The sequence below is a fragment of the Methylobacterium sp. PvR107 genome (assembly GCF_017833295.1).
Lineage (GTDB): Bacteria > Pseudomonadota > Alphaproteobacteria > Rhizobiales > Beijerinckiaceae > Methylobacterium.
Window position 1 is genome coordinate 570945 of sequence record NZ_JAFIBW010000001.1, and the last position, 12804, is coordinate 583748.

At 71.8% G+C, this 12804-nt stretch carries 11 protein-coding genes; 9 read left to right on the top strand and 2 right to left on the bottom strand.

The features are described 5' to 3' along the window. Positions 1-6 precede the first annotated feature (6 nt). Entirely contained in the window at positions 7-1032 is a 1026-nt protein-coding gene (locus JOE48_RS02490; protein ID WP_210035517.1) for a cyclase family protein, read from the bottom strand. A gap of 344 nt (positions 1033-1376) precedes the next feature. On the opposite strand from JOE48_RS02490, the gene JOE48_RS02495 reads away from it, so the two are divergent. The 9 genes from JOE48_RS02495 to JOE48_RS02535 all read left to right on the top strand — a co-directional run bounded on the left by JOE48_RS02495 (position 1377) and on the right by JOE48_RS02535 (position 12160). After that, on the top strand, positions 1377-2636 hold the full coding sequence (locus JOE48_RS02495; RefSeq protein WP_210026862.1) for an ABC transporter substrate-binding protein: 1260 nt from the start codon (positions 1377-1379) through the stop codon (positions 2634-2636). Between the two features lie 19 nt (positions 2637-2655). Next, positions 2656-3531 (top strand): branched-chain amino acid ABC transporter permease, encoded by an 876-nt coding sequence (locus JOE48_RS02500; protein WP_210026865.1) that lies wholly within the window; start codon positions 2656-2658, stop codon positions 3529-3531. A 241-nt stretch (positions 3532-3772) separates the two neighbouring features. Further along, positions 3773-4693, top strand: a complete 921-nt coding sequence (locus JOE48_RS02505) for a branched-chain amino acid ABC transporter permease (RefSeq protein ID WP_210026867.1) — start codon at positions 3773-3775, stop codon at positions 4691-4693. Further along, positions 4690-6195 (top strand): ATP-binding cassette domain-containing protein, encoded by a 1506-nt coding sequence (locus JOE48_RS02510; RefSeq protein ID WP_210026874.1) that lies wholly within the window; start codon positions 4690-4692, stop codon positions 6193-6195. Before JOE48_RS02505 ends, JOE48_RS02510 begins: the two co-directional genes overlap by 4 nt. Positions 6196-6353: 158 nt before the next feature. Further along, positions 6354-7589: an acyl-CoA dehydrogenase family protein gene (locus tag JOE48_RS02515; RefSeq protein ID WP_210026886.1), complete on the top strand. Its 1236-nt coding sequence runs from the start codon at positions 6354-6356 to the stop codon at positions 7587-7589. Then, the gene (locus tag JOE48_RS02520) at positions 7586-8644 is read left to right on the top strand and encodes a phosphotransferase family protein (protein WP_210026895.1); all 1059 of its coding nucleotides are present in this window, start codon (positions 7586-7588) and stop codon (positions 8642-8644) included. The genes JOE48_RS02515 and JOE48_RS02520 overlap by 4 nt, the downstream gene beginning before the upstream one ends. Before the next feature lie 2 nt (positions 8645-8646). Continuing rightward, positions 8647-9435: an SDR family oxidoreductase gene (locus tag JOE48_RS02525; protein WP_210035518.1), complete on the top strand. Its 789-nt coding sequence runs from the start codon at positions 8647-8649 to the stop codon at positions 9433-9435. A gap of 182 nt (positions 9436-9617) precedes the next feature. After that, a complete protein-coding gene (locus JOE48_RS02530) occupies positions 9618-10388 on the top strand; it encodes an SDR family NAD(P)-dependent oxidoreductase (protein WP_210026897.1) in 771 nt (256 codons plus the stop codon). After that, positions 10385-12160: a class I adenylate-forming enzyme family protein gene (locus JOE48_RS02535; RefSeq protein WP_210026906.1), complete on the top strand. Its 1776-nt coding sequence runs from the start codon at positions 10385-10387 to the stop codon at positions 12158-12160. Before JOE48_RS02530 ends, JOE48_RS02535 begins: the two co-directional genes overlap by 4 nt. Here JOE48_RS02535 and JOE48_RS02540 read toward each other — a convergent pair. Beyond that, positions 12127-12708, bottom strand: a complete 582-nt coding sequence (locus JOE48_RS02540) for a hypothetical protein (protein WP_210026908.1) — start codon at positions 12706-12708, stop codon at positions 12127-12129. The genes JOE48_RS02535 and JOE48_RS02540 overlap by 34 nt on opposite strands. Positions 12709-12804 lie beyond the last annotated feature (96 nt).

Sequence of the window (12804 nt, forward strand, 5' to 3'; positions counted from 1 at the left end):
TTCCCCTCACACCGTCGCGATCGGCGTCGTCGGTGAGCCGACCGCCCCGGGCAGGCGGAGCGGCGGGGCCGTCAGCAGGAAGCGGTTCCGGCCGTGCGCGCGCAGCCAATCGGCGAGCGGCGTCAGGTGCCACAGTTCGCCGAGATTGACCCCGAGCTTGAACAGGCAGTGCTCGTGGAGCGGCAGCGTCGCGCAGCAGGCGGGGCCGGGCCCGGCCGGGTAGGCCTCCACGGCGTAATTGTCGGCGATCAGCGCGCACAGCCCGGAGCGGGTGATCCAGTCGAGCAGGCGCGGGTCGCGCCCGTCCAGCCCGGCGCAGAGATTGTGCACGAGCTTCGGGTCCGGATCGCCACCCATGGCAATCAGCCGCTCGGCGAAGCCCGTGTGCAGGCAGACCATGTCGCCGGGCTCGATCACGACGGCGTCGGCCTCCAGGATCCGGGCGAGCTGGTCGAAGCCGACGCGGGTCTTGGCGTCGCCGAGATGGGCGCGCAGGTCGATCATGACGGCGCGACCCTGCATGCCGGTCTCGGCGAGCCGCTCGATCCCGAGCCGTTTCGCCCGGGACGGCTGCTCCGCCGCCGCGGCGGTTTCCGGCCCGACGATGTCGCGGCCGCCGCGGAAGCCGTTGTAGAAGGTCGGCGCCGCGCCTGAGCCGTCCGCGTCGAACAGCGAGCCGACATGGGCGAGCGAGTCCCACTGCGTCGAGTATTGCAGGTGGATCAGCGCGCGGTCGTCGCAGATCACGTCGGTGGCGCCGTCGACTTCCTCGCAGACCGGGAAATTCATGTTCGGCCGGCCGTTGGCGCGCCGCGTCGGGGTGATCTGCGGCGGATGGCGGCGCGGGTTCAGGACGTTGCCGCCCGGCAGGTCGAGGGGCAGGCTGAGGCAGAAGGTGAGACCTTCGCGCACCTCGGCGACGCCCTGCAGCACCTTCTCGGGGGTCAGCAGGTTGAGGCGCCCGCGCTCGTCGTCGGGGCCGAAATCCCCCCAGGTCGAGCCCTCGGGCCGCCGGGTCCAGCGCAGGCTCATGGCTGTGACGTCCGGCATGGCCGGAGGCCGCGGCCCGGGAAGGCCCCGGGCACGGCTGCGCGTGCGTTCCTCACCTGTCTGCGCCCTTCTTCGAGGCCATCCGGCCCGCCCGATCGTGCGGGGGTGTTCGGAGCCTAGGTCGGCGCGCCTGAGCCCAAAAGCCCCGCGGGAGGACAGAGCGGGCTTCGTGAAACCCATCGCTCCGGAGCGCAGGTCGGTGCGAACGACTCGCCGGAAACGTCACGCGCCGCGCGCCGGCCGGCCCTTGTGATCCGTCGAGCCACGGCTACAGTCACCCCCAAGCCTGCGAATAAAGAATGCGGGCGCGACCAGAGGAAACGCCGATGTCCGACCCCGCGCGCGCCGTTTCCCGGCGCGTTCCGAACCGGCGCATGCTGCCCGCTTTGCTGGTGGCTGGCTCGATGCTCGCAGGGCCGGCCCAAGCCGCGGACCCGATCCGGATCGGCGTCATCGCCGAGGCGCAGTCGGTGGCCGGAGCCTCGATCCCGCAGGCCGTCCAGCTCGCCGCCGACGAGATCAACGCCCAGGGCGGCATCGACGGCCGTCAGATTCAGGTCGTCACCTACGACGACAAGTCCTCCGCCTCCGACGCGGTCCGCGCCTTCCAGAGGGCGGTCTCGGAGGACAAGGTCAACCTCGTCATCGCCAGCTACATCTCGGAGGTCGTGCTGGCCCTGATGCCCTGGGCGGCGCGGTTGAAGACGCCGATGATCACGCCGGGCGCGGCCTCGAACGAGATCAGCGTCGCGGTCCACAAGGATTACGCGCGCAACAAGTACACCTTCCACGGCTACCTGACCTCGCACGCCCTGGCGCAGGCGGTCTGCGACTCGGCCAAGGAGGTGCTGGTCGAGAGGCTCAAGGCCAAGACCGCCGCGATCATGAGCGAGGACGCGGCCTGGACCCGGCCGCTGGACGCCGCCTACCAGGAATGCCTGCCGAAATCCGGTCTCAAGGTGGTGGAGCATGTCCGCTTCTCGCCGGACACCGGCGACTTCACGCCGATCTACAACAAGATCGAGGCGGCCAAGCCCGACCTGATCGTCACCGGCATCGCCCATGTCGGCGTGCAGCCGACCGTGCAGTGGCAGAACCAGCAGGTGCCGATCGCCATGACGGGCATCAGCGGCCAGGCGACCTCCTCGACCTTCTGGGCCAACACCAACGGCGGCACGCAGGGCGTGCTGTTCGACAGCGTGGCGCTGCCGGGCGTGGCGCTCACCGAGAAGACGATCCCGTTCGCCGAGGCCTTCACCAAGCGCTTCGGCGGGGCGCCGTCCTACGCGGGCTACATGGCGTACGACGCCGTCCATTACACCGCCGAGGCGATCAAGCGGGCGGGTTCCACGGACGCCGACAAGCTCGTCGAGGCCCTGGAGAAGACCGACTATGTCGGCACCGTTGGGCATCTGAAGTTCTACGGCAAGGACGAGCCGTTCACCCACTCGATCCAGTACGGGCCCGGCCTGATGACCAGCGTGCTCGGGCAGTGGCAGAACGGCAAGCAGGTGGCGATCTGGCCGGCGGCGACCGCCAACGGGGCCATGATCCTGCCCCCTGCAGTCAAGCCGGCGGTCCAGTAGGCCGGACGGGGAGAGCGCGGTGATCGGCCTCCAGATCCTCGTCGATGGCTTCGCCATCTCGGCCCTCTACGCGCTCGGCGCGATGGGCTTCACCCTGATCTTCGGGGTCTCGGGCGTCCTCAACCTGACCCACGGCGCCCTGATGGTGATGGCCGCGGTGGCGGCCTGGGCGGCCTCGGCCCTGTTCGGGCTCGGCTCCTACGCGGGAGCGGCGATCGGCGTTCTGTGCGGGCTCGCCGGGGCGCTGGTCACCTACTTCGCCGTCGTGGCGCCGATCGAGCGCAGCCGGGCCATCCCGCGCGAAGAAAAGGAAATCTTCGTCCTGACCGGCACGCTGCTCTGGGGCATCATGATCCAGGAGCTGGTGGCCTACTTCTTCACCGACAACCCGAAGACCGTGCTGCCGCTCATCGAGGGCGTGGTCGAGATCGCGGGCGTCCGCACGCCCAAGAACGAGCTGTTCACCGCGCTGATCTGCTGGGTGGTGATCGCCCTGCTCTGGCTGTTCGTGAACCGGGCCCGGGCCGGCAAGGTCCTGCTCGCGGCTTCCATGAACCCGCGCGGCGTGACGCTGCTCGGCCACGACATGGCGAAGATCTACGTGGCGGTCTGGGCGATCTACGGCCTGCTCGCCGGCATCGCCGGGGTGCTGCTCGGGATGTTCCTGGGGGTGTCCTCGTATTCGGTCGGGCCGCTCACCGCGAGCGCCTTCTCGATCGTGGTGCTGGGGGGACTGGGCAGCGTCACCGGCTCGCTGATCGCCGCCTACGTGGTCGGGTATCTGGAGACCGCCACCGCCTACCTGATCTCGCCGGCCTACCGGGTGATCCCGGCTTTGCTGCTGCTCGTCGCCGTCATGTACCTGCGCCCGCAGGGTCTGCTGGGGCGGCGGTGATGGTTCTTTTCGTGGCTGTCCCGAGCCGCCGCTCCCCCTCCCCCCTCTGCGGGGGAGGGTGGGCCGGCCGTCAGGCCGGGTCGGGCCGGGACGAAGGCCCGCTAGAGGGGAGCGACGTTGCCGGAGCGGTCGCTTCGCGAGCCGAAACCCGCACCGTCGCGCTGCCCCTCTCTCACCCTGCTGCGCAGGGTACCCTCCCCCGCAGAGGCGGGAGGGAAAGTTCCGCCCTCAGCGAGCAACCATGAAGCTCCTCAGCACCCCCGGCTTCTGGATCGCGATCCTCGCCGTCCTGGCCGCCGCCACCCTGCCCTGGTGGGTCTCCGGCTACATCCTCGGCCTTCTGACCATCGCCTATTATTTCGGCGTGTTCTCGATGGCCTGGGACCTGCTCTTCGGCTTCGCCGGCGAGGTGAATTTCGGCCCGACCTTCCTGATCGGGCTCGGGGCCTACGGCGCCGGCATCCTCAACAACCGCTACGAATTGCCGATCCCCTACTGCCTCGCGGTGGGGACCGTGCTCGCCGTGGTCGGCGGAATCGCCCTGGCGCTGCCGGCGCTGAAGGTCCGCGGCCCCTATTTCGGGCTGATCACCCTGGTGGCGGTGCTGCTCCTGCAGAACATGATCGTGGTCTTCTCCGACCTCACCGGCGGCGAGATCGGGCTGACCGTGCCCGACGTCATCTCCATCGACGCCGACACCAACTACTGGCTGGCGCTCGGCTTCATGGCCGTCTCCGGCCTGATCCTGACCGCCATCGCCCGCTCGCCTGCCGGGCTGATCCTCCAGGCCGCGGGCCAGGACCCGGTGGTGACCGGGGCGCTCGGCTTCAACGTCGCCAAGCACAAGCTCGCGGCCTTCGCGGTCAGCGCCGCCTTCTCGGGCCTCGCGGGGGGGCTGGTGGTCTTCTACATGGGCACCGCCTCGGTCGGCACGCTGATCAACACGTCGGTCGGCGTGCAGGTGATCATCGCGGCGGTGCTCGGCGGCCGGCGCACCATCGTGGGCGCGGCGCTCGGCGCCGTGTTCCTGATCGCGGCGGGCGAGCTGCTGCGCCCCCTCGGCGGGCTCTCGACCTTCGTGGTCTCGGCGGTGGCGCTGCTGGTGATCCTGTTCGTACCCTCGGGGCTGCTCGGCCTCGGATCGCTCCGGAGAGCCCGATGACCGTCGCCGTCGCGCCCCCGCCGGCCGTGTCGCCCGTCCTGGCCGAGCCCTGCCTCAGCGTCCGCGGCCTGACCAAGCGCTACGGCGGCCTCGTCGCCGTCAAGGCGGTCGACCTCGACCTGCGGCCCGGCGAGATCCTGGGCCTGATCGGCCCGAACGGCTCGGGCAAATCCACCGTGATGAAGCTGATCATGGGCCTGGAGCGGCCGAGCGCCGGCTCGATCCGCCTCGATGGCACCGAGATCGGCGGGATGCCGGCCCACCGGGTGGCGCGCTCCGGGATCGGCCTCGTGTTCCAGCACGCGCGGCCCCTCCAGCGGCAGACCGTGCTGGAGAATATCAGCCTCGCGCTCCTGCCCGACAGCCTGATCCGGCTGGCGGCCGACCCCCATGTGGCGCGTCGTGCGAAAGAGATCGCCGAGCGCGTCGGGCTCGGGGCCGTCATCGACCGGCGCCCCGGCACCCTGCCCTTCGCGGATCTGCGCCGGCTCGAACTCGCCAAGGCCATCGCCCGCGATCCGCGGGTGGTGCTGGTCGACGAGCCCTTCGCCGGCCTGACCGGCGGCGAGGTCGCGGCCTTCTCGGAGCTGATCCGGGGGTTTCGCGACGAGGGCAAGGCCGTGCTCCTTGTCGACCACAACGTGAAGAGCGTCGCGGCCCTCGTGGACCGGGTCTTCGCGATGTATCTCGGCGAGCGCATCGCCGAGGGCTCGGCCGAATCCGTGATGGCCGACCCGACCGTGCGCCGGGTCTATCTCGGCGGCAGCATCGAGACGGCGGCCCGGCCCGAGGCGGCGTTCAAGCCCGACTCGCTGCTCACCGTCGAGGGCGTCAACGTGCTCTACGGCAAGGCGCAGGCCCTGCGCGCCGCCTCGATCCACGTCCACGAGGGCGAGTTCGTCTCGGTGGTCGGCCTGAACGGCGCCGGCAAGACCACGTTGTTCAACGCCATCTCGGGGCTCGTGCCGCACATGGGCACGATCCGGTTCGGCGGCCAGGACCTCGCCCGGATGAAGCCCGCCGCCATCGCCCGCGCCGGCATCGTCCAAGTGCCCGAGACCCGGGAGCTGTTCGGCGATCTCAGCGTGCGCGAGAATCTCGACCTCGGCGGCCAGCATTTCCCGAAGGCCGAGAGCGCCAAGCAGCGCGAGTGGCTCTACGAGCTGTTCCCGATCCTCAAGGCCCGCGAGGGCCAGACCGCCCGGACCCTGTCGGGCGGCGAGCAGCAGATGCTGACCATCGCCCGGGCGCTGATGATGCGGCCGCGCCTCCTGATCCTCGACGAGCCGACGCTCGGCCTCGCCCCGGTGATCCTGGAACTGCTGTCGAAGGCGCTGGAGAAGCTGCGGCAGACCACGCCGATCACGGTCCTGCTCGGCGAGCAGAACGTCACCTTCGCGCTCCCGCACGCCGATCGCGTCTACGTGCTGGAACAGGCGCGGATCGTCTGGGAGGGGCCGCCGCAGCGCTTCGCCAGCGAGATGGGATCGGCCTATCTGTGAGGGGCGCTTCCCCTCCCTTCCCTGCGGGGAGGGGCCAGGGGTGGGGGTGGTGCAGAAGGGACCGCAACGCCTCATTCCGCACCACCCCCACCTCCAACTCCTCCCCGCCAGGGGGAGGAGCGAAGCCCGCAGCGACGGATGTGAGCGGAGCGGACACCGTGGACTTCACCCTCTCCCAATCCCAGACCCACTGGCTGACCCGCGTCCGCGCCTTCATCGCCGACGCGATCCTGCCGGCCGCCGCCGCGGTGGCGGCCGAGCGCGCGGAGAGCCGCGAACCCTCCCCCACGATGGAGCGGCTCAAGGAGACGGCGAAGGCCGAGGGCCTGTGGAACCTGTTCCTGCCGCCCTCCCCCGAGCACGACACCGACGCCTATCGCGGCGCCGGCCTGACCAACCTCGACTACGCGCTCTGCGCCGAGGCGATGGGCCGGGTCGGGATCGCCTCGGAAGCGTTCAACTGCGCGGCGCCCGACACCGGCAACATGGAGGTGCTGCACCGCTACGGCACCGCGGCCCAGAAGGACCGGTGGCTGAAGCCCCTGATGGCCGGCGAGATCCGCTCGGCCTTCCTGATGACCGAGCCGGAGGTCGCCTCCTCGGACGCCACCAACATCAGCACGTCGATCCGCCGCGACGGCGACCATTACGTCGTCGACGGCCGCAAGTGGTGGTCGACCGGCGTCGGCGACCCGCGCTGCAAGATCGCGATCCTGATGGGCAAGACCGACCCGGAGGCCCCCCGCCATCGCCAGCAGTCGCAGATCCTGGTGCCCATGGACACACCGGGCGTGCGCGTCGAGCGCCTGCTCCCGGTCTTCGGCTACGAGGACGCCCCCAAGGGCCACGGCGAGGTCGTGCTGGAGAATGTCCGCGTGCCGGCCGAGAACCTGATCCTCGGCGAGGGGCGGGGCTTCGAGATCGCGCAGGGGCGGCTCGGGCCCGGCCGGATCCACCATTGCATGCGCACGATCGGGGCGGCCGAGGTGGCGCTGGAGGCGATGGCGCGCCGTCTCGTCTCACGCGTCGCCTTCGGCAAGCGGATCTCCGAGCAATCGGTCTGGGAGCAGCGGGTCGCCGAGGCGCGGATCGACATCGAGATGACTCGCCTCCTCTGCCTGAAGGCCGCCGACATGATGGACAAGGTCGGCAACAAGGGCGCCAAGCTCGAGATCGCCATGATCAAGGTCGCGGCGCCCCGGGTGGCGCTGAAGGTGATCGACGACGCGATCCAGGCCCATGGCGGCGCCGGCGTCTCGGAGGATTTCGGGCTCGCCAAGATGTACGCCCATATCCGCACCCTGCGGCTCGCCGACGGGCCCGACGAGGTCCACAACCGGTCGATCGCTCGGCTGGAATTCGGGCGCTACACCAACGCCCGGGAGGGGGCATGAGCGAGTCCGACGTCTTCTCCGGCGTGAAGCCGGTCGAGCCGCGCCACCGGATCGACGAGGCGCGGCTCGCCGCCTGGATGGCCGATCACGTGCGTGACTTCTCTGGCCCGCTCACCGTGCAGCAGTTCCGCGGCGGCCAGTCGAACCCGACCTACCGGCTCGACACGCCGGGCCAGGCCTACGTGCTGCGGCGAAAGCCCTTTGGCCCGCTCCTGCCCTCCGCGCACGCGGTGGAGCGCGAGTTCCGGGTGATCGGTGCCCTCTACGGCGAGGGGTTTCCGGTGCCGCGCCCCTTCGCGCTCTGCGAGGACGCCGAGATCATCGGCGCCGCCTTCTACGTGATGGAGGCGGTCGACGGCGCCGTGCATTGGGACGGCGCCCTGCCGGACCTCGACCGCCACGCCCGGCACCGGCACTACGCCGCGATGATCGCCACGCTGGCGCGCCTCCACGCCATCGACCCGGAGGCGGCGGGGCTTTCCGATTACGGGCGGCCCGGCAACTACTTCGCGCGGCAGGTCGACCGCTGGACCCGCCAGTACCGCGCCGCCGAGGAGGGGCGCCTGGACGATGTCGAGCGCCTGATCGCGTGGCTGCCCAAGACGGTGCCGGAGCAGCAGGGCGCCTGCGTGGTCCACGGCGATTACCGCCTCGACAACCTGATCTTCTCCCGCGACGGCGGCGTCAGCGCCGTCCTCGACTGGGAACTGTCGACCCTCGGCGATCCGCTCGCCGATTTCAGCTATCTGCTGATGCAGTGGGCATTGCCGGCCGACGGGCGCAGCGGGCTCGGCGGCCTCGACCTGACGGCGCTCGGCATCCCCACCCGGGACGAGGCGGTGGCGCTCTACTGCCGGGCGGCCGGTCGGAAAACCCTGCCCGATCTCGACTGGTATTTCGCCTACAACCTGTTCCGGTTGGTCGGCATCCTGCAGGGCGTGGCGGCCCGCGCCAAGGCCGGCAACGCCGCGAGCGAGCACGCCTCCGCGATGGCGGCCCGCGTGCCGAAACTCGCCGCCGCGGCCTGGGGCTTCGCCGAGCGGGCGGGGGCGTGAGCATGGAACTCGCCGGCCGCGTCGTCGCCGTCACGGGGGCTGCACGGGGCATCGGCCGGGCGCTCGCGGTCGCGGCCAAGGCCCGCGGCGCGACGATCGTGGCCCTCGACCGGGACGCGGCCGGGGCGGACGCCGTGGCCGCGGAACTCGGCGGACGGGCCTTTTCGCTCGACGTGGGCGACGCGGAGGCGGTCGCCGCAATCCTGAAGCGGATCGAGGCCGAGATCGGCCCTGTCGCGCTCTATTGCTCCAATGCCGGCATCCTGGAGCGCGACCCCGATCCGGATCTCGCCAGCTCCGCGGGTCCGGAGAGCTGGGGGCGCTGCTGGTCGGTCAACGTGATGGGCCATGTCCACGCGGCGCGGGTTCTGATCCCGCTCTGGCGCGCCCGGGGCGGGGGCGCGTTTCTCGGCACGGTCTCGGCGGCGGGACTGCTCAGCCAGATCGGCAGCGCGACTTATTCGGCGACCAAGCACGCGGCGCTCGCCTTCCTGGAGCACCTCGCCATCGCGCATGCCGAGGACGGGATCCGGGTCGCCGCCCTGTGCCCGCAGGGGGTGGACACCGCCATGCTGGGCGCCGCCAGCGCCGCGTCGCGCGACGGCGTGCTGGCCCCCGAGGCCGTGGCCGAGGCCGCCCTCGACGGGCTGGCATCGGGGCGCTTCCTGATCCTGCCGCACCCGCAGGTGGCCGAATATGCCCGCCGCCGGGCCGAGGATCCCGAGCGCTGGCTCGCCGGCATGGCGCGCCTGCGCCGGTCGATGCGGGCGGGGGGGAATGGCGGCCGATGATCTGTGTCGCGCCCCCTCACCGCCCGTCATCCCGGGGCCGCGCAGCGGAGCCCGGGATCCGGACGCGCTGTCCGGCCTCATCCTGGCGCCGCGGCGGCTCTGGGTCCCGGGCTCGCCCGCGGCGCCCCGGGACGACGGGGCCGGTGCGGGATCCGCGCTTCTCCGGTGAGAGGGCCTAGCCCATGTCCCTGTTCGACCTGACCGGCAAGACCGCCCTCATCACCGGCTCCTCCCGGGGCATCGGGCGGGCGATCGCCCTACGGATGGCCGAGCACGGCGCCCGCGTGGTGATCTCCTCGCGCAAGCGCGAGGCCTGCGCGGCGGTGGTGGCCGAGATCGAGGCCGCGCACGGCCCCGGGCGCGCCGTGGCGATCCAGGCAAGCATCTCGGTGAAGGCGGAGCTGGAGGCCCTGGTCGCCGAGACCGAGAACCGGCTCGGGCCGGTCGACGTGCTGGTCTGCAACGCCGCCAGCAACCCCTATTACGGACCGCTGGCCGACATCACCGACGCGCAGTTCCGAAAAATCCTCGACAACAACGTCCTGTCGAACCACTGGCTGATCCAGAAGGTCGCCCCCGGCATGGTCGCGCGGCGGGACGGGGCGATCATCCTCGTCTCCTCGATCGGGGCGCTCAAGGGCTCGCCGGTGATCGGCGCCTACAACGTCTCGAAGGCCGCCGACCTCCAGCTCGCCCGCAACTACGCGGTGGAGTACGGGCCCGCCAACGTGCGGGTGAACTGCCTCTGCCCGGGTCTGATCCGCACCGACTTCGCCCGCGCCCTGTGGGAGGATCCCGCCATGCTGGCCGCCACCACGGACGCCGCGCCCCTGCGCCGGATCGGCGAGCCCGACGAGATCGCCGGCGCGGCCGTGTTCCTGGCCTCGGCGGCCGGCCGGTTCGTGACCGGCCAAGCGCTCGTGATCGACGGCGGCGTGACCATCGCCCGATGAGCCCCGATCCCCGCATCCCCGCCGGCTGGCCGGCCCTGCCCTTCCGCGAGGCCGAGGCGCGGCTCACCGCCCCGGGCGCGCCCTTCGCCATTGCCACGGTGCCGATCCGCGGCGTGCCGACCCGGATCTGGGAGAAGGCTCCGCCGACGCTGGGCGACCTGTTCCGGATCGCGCGCGGCCACGGAAACAAGACCTTCGTGGTCTACCAGAACGAGCGCGTGACCTTCACGGGCTTCGCCCGCGCCGCCACCACCCTGGCGCATGCGCTGACGGCTTCCGGCGTGCGCAAGGGCGACCGGGTCGCCATCGCGATGCGCAACCTGCCCGAATGGCCCGTCGGCTATTTCGGCGCCCTGCTCGCCGGGGCGATCGCGACGCCGCTCAACGCGTGGTGGACCGGGCCAGAACTCGCCTACGGCCTGCAGAATTCGGGCGCGCGCGTTCTGATCGCCGACGGCGAGCGCTTTGAGCGGCTGGCCCCGCACCTGCCCGAATGCCGGGCCCTGGAGCGGGTGCTCACCACCCGGCTGGAGCCCGACACCCGGGCGACGCCGCTCGCCGACCTCATCGGGCCGGTCCGGGACTGGGCCGCCCTGCCCGACCTGCCCCTGCCCGACATCGCCCTCGACCCGGAGGACGACGCGACCCTGTTCTACACTTCGGGCACCACCGGCAAGCCCAAGGGCGCGGTCGGCACCCACCGGGCCGCCGCCACCACGGTGATGGCCTACCCCTACTCGGCGGCGCGCAGCGCCCTGCGCCGGGGCGAGAGCCCGCCGAAGCCCGACCCGGCCGCGCCGCAGCGGGCGGCGCTGCTGGTGATCCCGCTGTTCCACGTCACCGGGTGCCACGCGAGCCTTGGGGCGGCGCTCTATGGCGGCCACCGGCTGGTGATGATGCACCGCTGGGACGCGAATGCGGCCCTCGACCTGATCGAGGCCGAGGGCTGCACCAGCGCGGGCGGCGTGCCGACCATCGCGTGGCAGCTCGCCGCCGCGGCCCGGGAGGCCGGCCGCCCTCTGCCGACCCTCGAGGGTGTCACCTACGGCGGCGCGCCCGCGGCCGGCGACCTCGTGCGGGCGCTCGGCGAGGCCCTGCCCCGGGTCGTTCCCGGCACCGGCTGGGGCATGACCGAGACCTCGGCGACCTTCACCCATCACCAGGGCGAGGATTACCTCGCCCATCCGGAATCCTGCGGACCGCCCCTGCCGGTCTGCGAGGTGCGGATCCTCGATCCCTTCGGGCAGGATCTGCCGCCGGGCGCGGTTGGCGAGCTGTGCGTGAAGGGCCCGAACGTGGTTCGCGGCTACTGGGACGACCCGGCGGCCATCGCGGAGGTTTTCTCGAACGGCTGGATGCGCACCGGCGACCTCGCCCGTGCCGATGCCGAGGGCTTTCTGACCATCGTCGACCGGATCAAGGACATGCTGATCCGCGGCGGCGAGAACATCTATTGCTGCGAGGTCGAGAACGTCCTCTACGAACATCCGGACGTGATCGACGCCGTGGTGCTGCCCGTCCCCCACCCAACGCTGGGCGAGGAGCCGGGCGCCATCGTGGCGCTGGCCGAGGGGGCCAAGACCAGCCCGGAGGCGATCCGGGCCTTCGCGGCGGAACGGCTTGCGGCGTTCAAGGTGCCGGTGCGGGTCGTGGTCTGGGACGGGCTCTTGCCCCGCAACCCGGCCGGGAAGGTCCTGCGCGCGCCGCTGCGGAAGGTCTTTGCCGGCTCAGAGGATCATCAGAACGGCTCGCCCTCGTCGTCCGGGCGGTAGTACCGCAGGGTCCGGCCGTCCGGGAACTGCACGGTCCGGCGGCGCACGACGAGGTAGCCGGCGGCCTCCGCGCTGCTCAGCCGGTCGAGGCGCTCGTCGGCGTAGCCCGGGCCGTAGCCGGGTCCGTACCCGTAGGCACGGTAGCGCGCGTAGCCTTCCGGCGGCGGCGGCGGGGGCGCGGCGGCGACCTGCGGTTCGCGGGATGTCCGCGCGGGCGTCGCTGCGATTCGGGTCCGGCGTGGCGCGGCGACGACCCGCTTGGTCGCTGGAATCCGGCGTATTGCCGTCCGCTCCGGAGCGCGCCGCGCCGCAACGGCCTTTCGCTTGGCGCGCGGCGGCCGGACCTCCGGCGACGCCGCGGCCGGCGTCGATGCGCTCACGGCTGCCGGCGCGGCGGCTTTCTGATCGGCGGCCGGCGGCGTCTCGGCGGACCGCTTGTGGGCCGGCGGATCCGTCCAGGTCGAGCCCGCGGCGGGCTCGGCGGTGGCGCCCCCGACGCCGAGGAGCAGGATAAGGGCGACGAGGCTCGTGCGTGCGCCGTGCGGCATGGTGCCCTCCTGAGATCGCGGTGCATCGGGCTGGTCCGCGGGGCGGTGCAACAATAGAGCGAACGGCGGCGCAAGGGAATTCCGACCTTCCGTCTC

Coding starts and splice junctions, on each gene's coding strand:
- JOE48_RS02490 (WP_210035517.1), bottom strand. CDS start 1,032: ATGAGCCTGCGCTGGACCCGGCGGCCCGAGGGCTCGACCTGGGGGGAT.
- JOE48_RS02495 (WP_210026862.1), top strand. CDS start 1,377: ATGTCCGACCCCGCGCGCGCCGTTTCCCGGCGCGTTCCGAACCGGCGC.
- JOE48_RS02505 (WP_210026867.1), top strand. CDS start 3,773: ATGAAGCTCCTCAGCACCCCCGGCTTCTGGATCGCGATCCTCGCCGTC.
- JOE48_RS02510 (WP_210026874.1), top strand. CDS start 4,690: ATGACCGTCGCCGTCGCGCCCCCGCCGGCCGTGTCGCCCGTCCTGGCC.
- JOE48_RS02520 (WP_210026895.1), top strand. CDS start 7,586: ATGAGCGAGTCCGACGTCTTCTCCGGCGTGAAGCCGGTCGAGCCGCGC.
- JOE48_RS02525 (WP_210035518.1), top strand. CDS start 8,647: ATGGAACTCGCCGGCCGCGTCGTCGCCGTCACGGGGGCTGCACGGGGC.
- JOE48_RS02530 (WP_210026897.1), top strand. CDS start 9,618: ATGTCCCTGTTCGACCTGACCGGCAAGACCGCCCTCATCACCGGCTCC.
- JOE48_RS02535 (WP_210026906.1), top strand. CDS start 10,385: ATGAGCCCCGATCCCCGCATCCCCGCCGGCTGGCCGGCCCTGCCCTTC.
- JOE48_RS02540 (WP_210026908.1), bottom strand. CDS start 12,708: ATGCCGCACGGCGCACGCACGAGCCTCGTCGCCCTTATCCTGCTCCTC.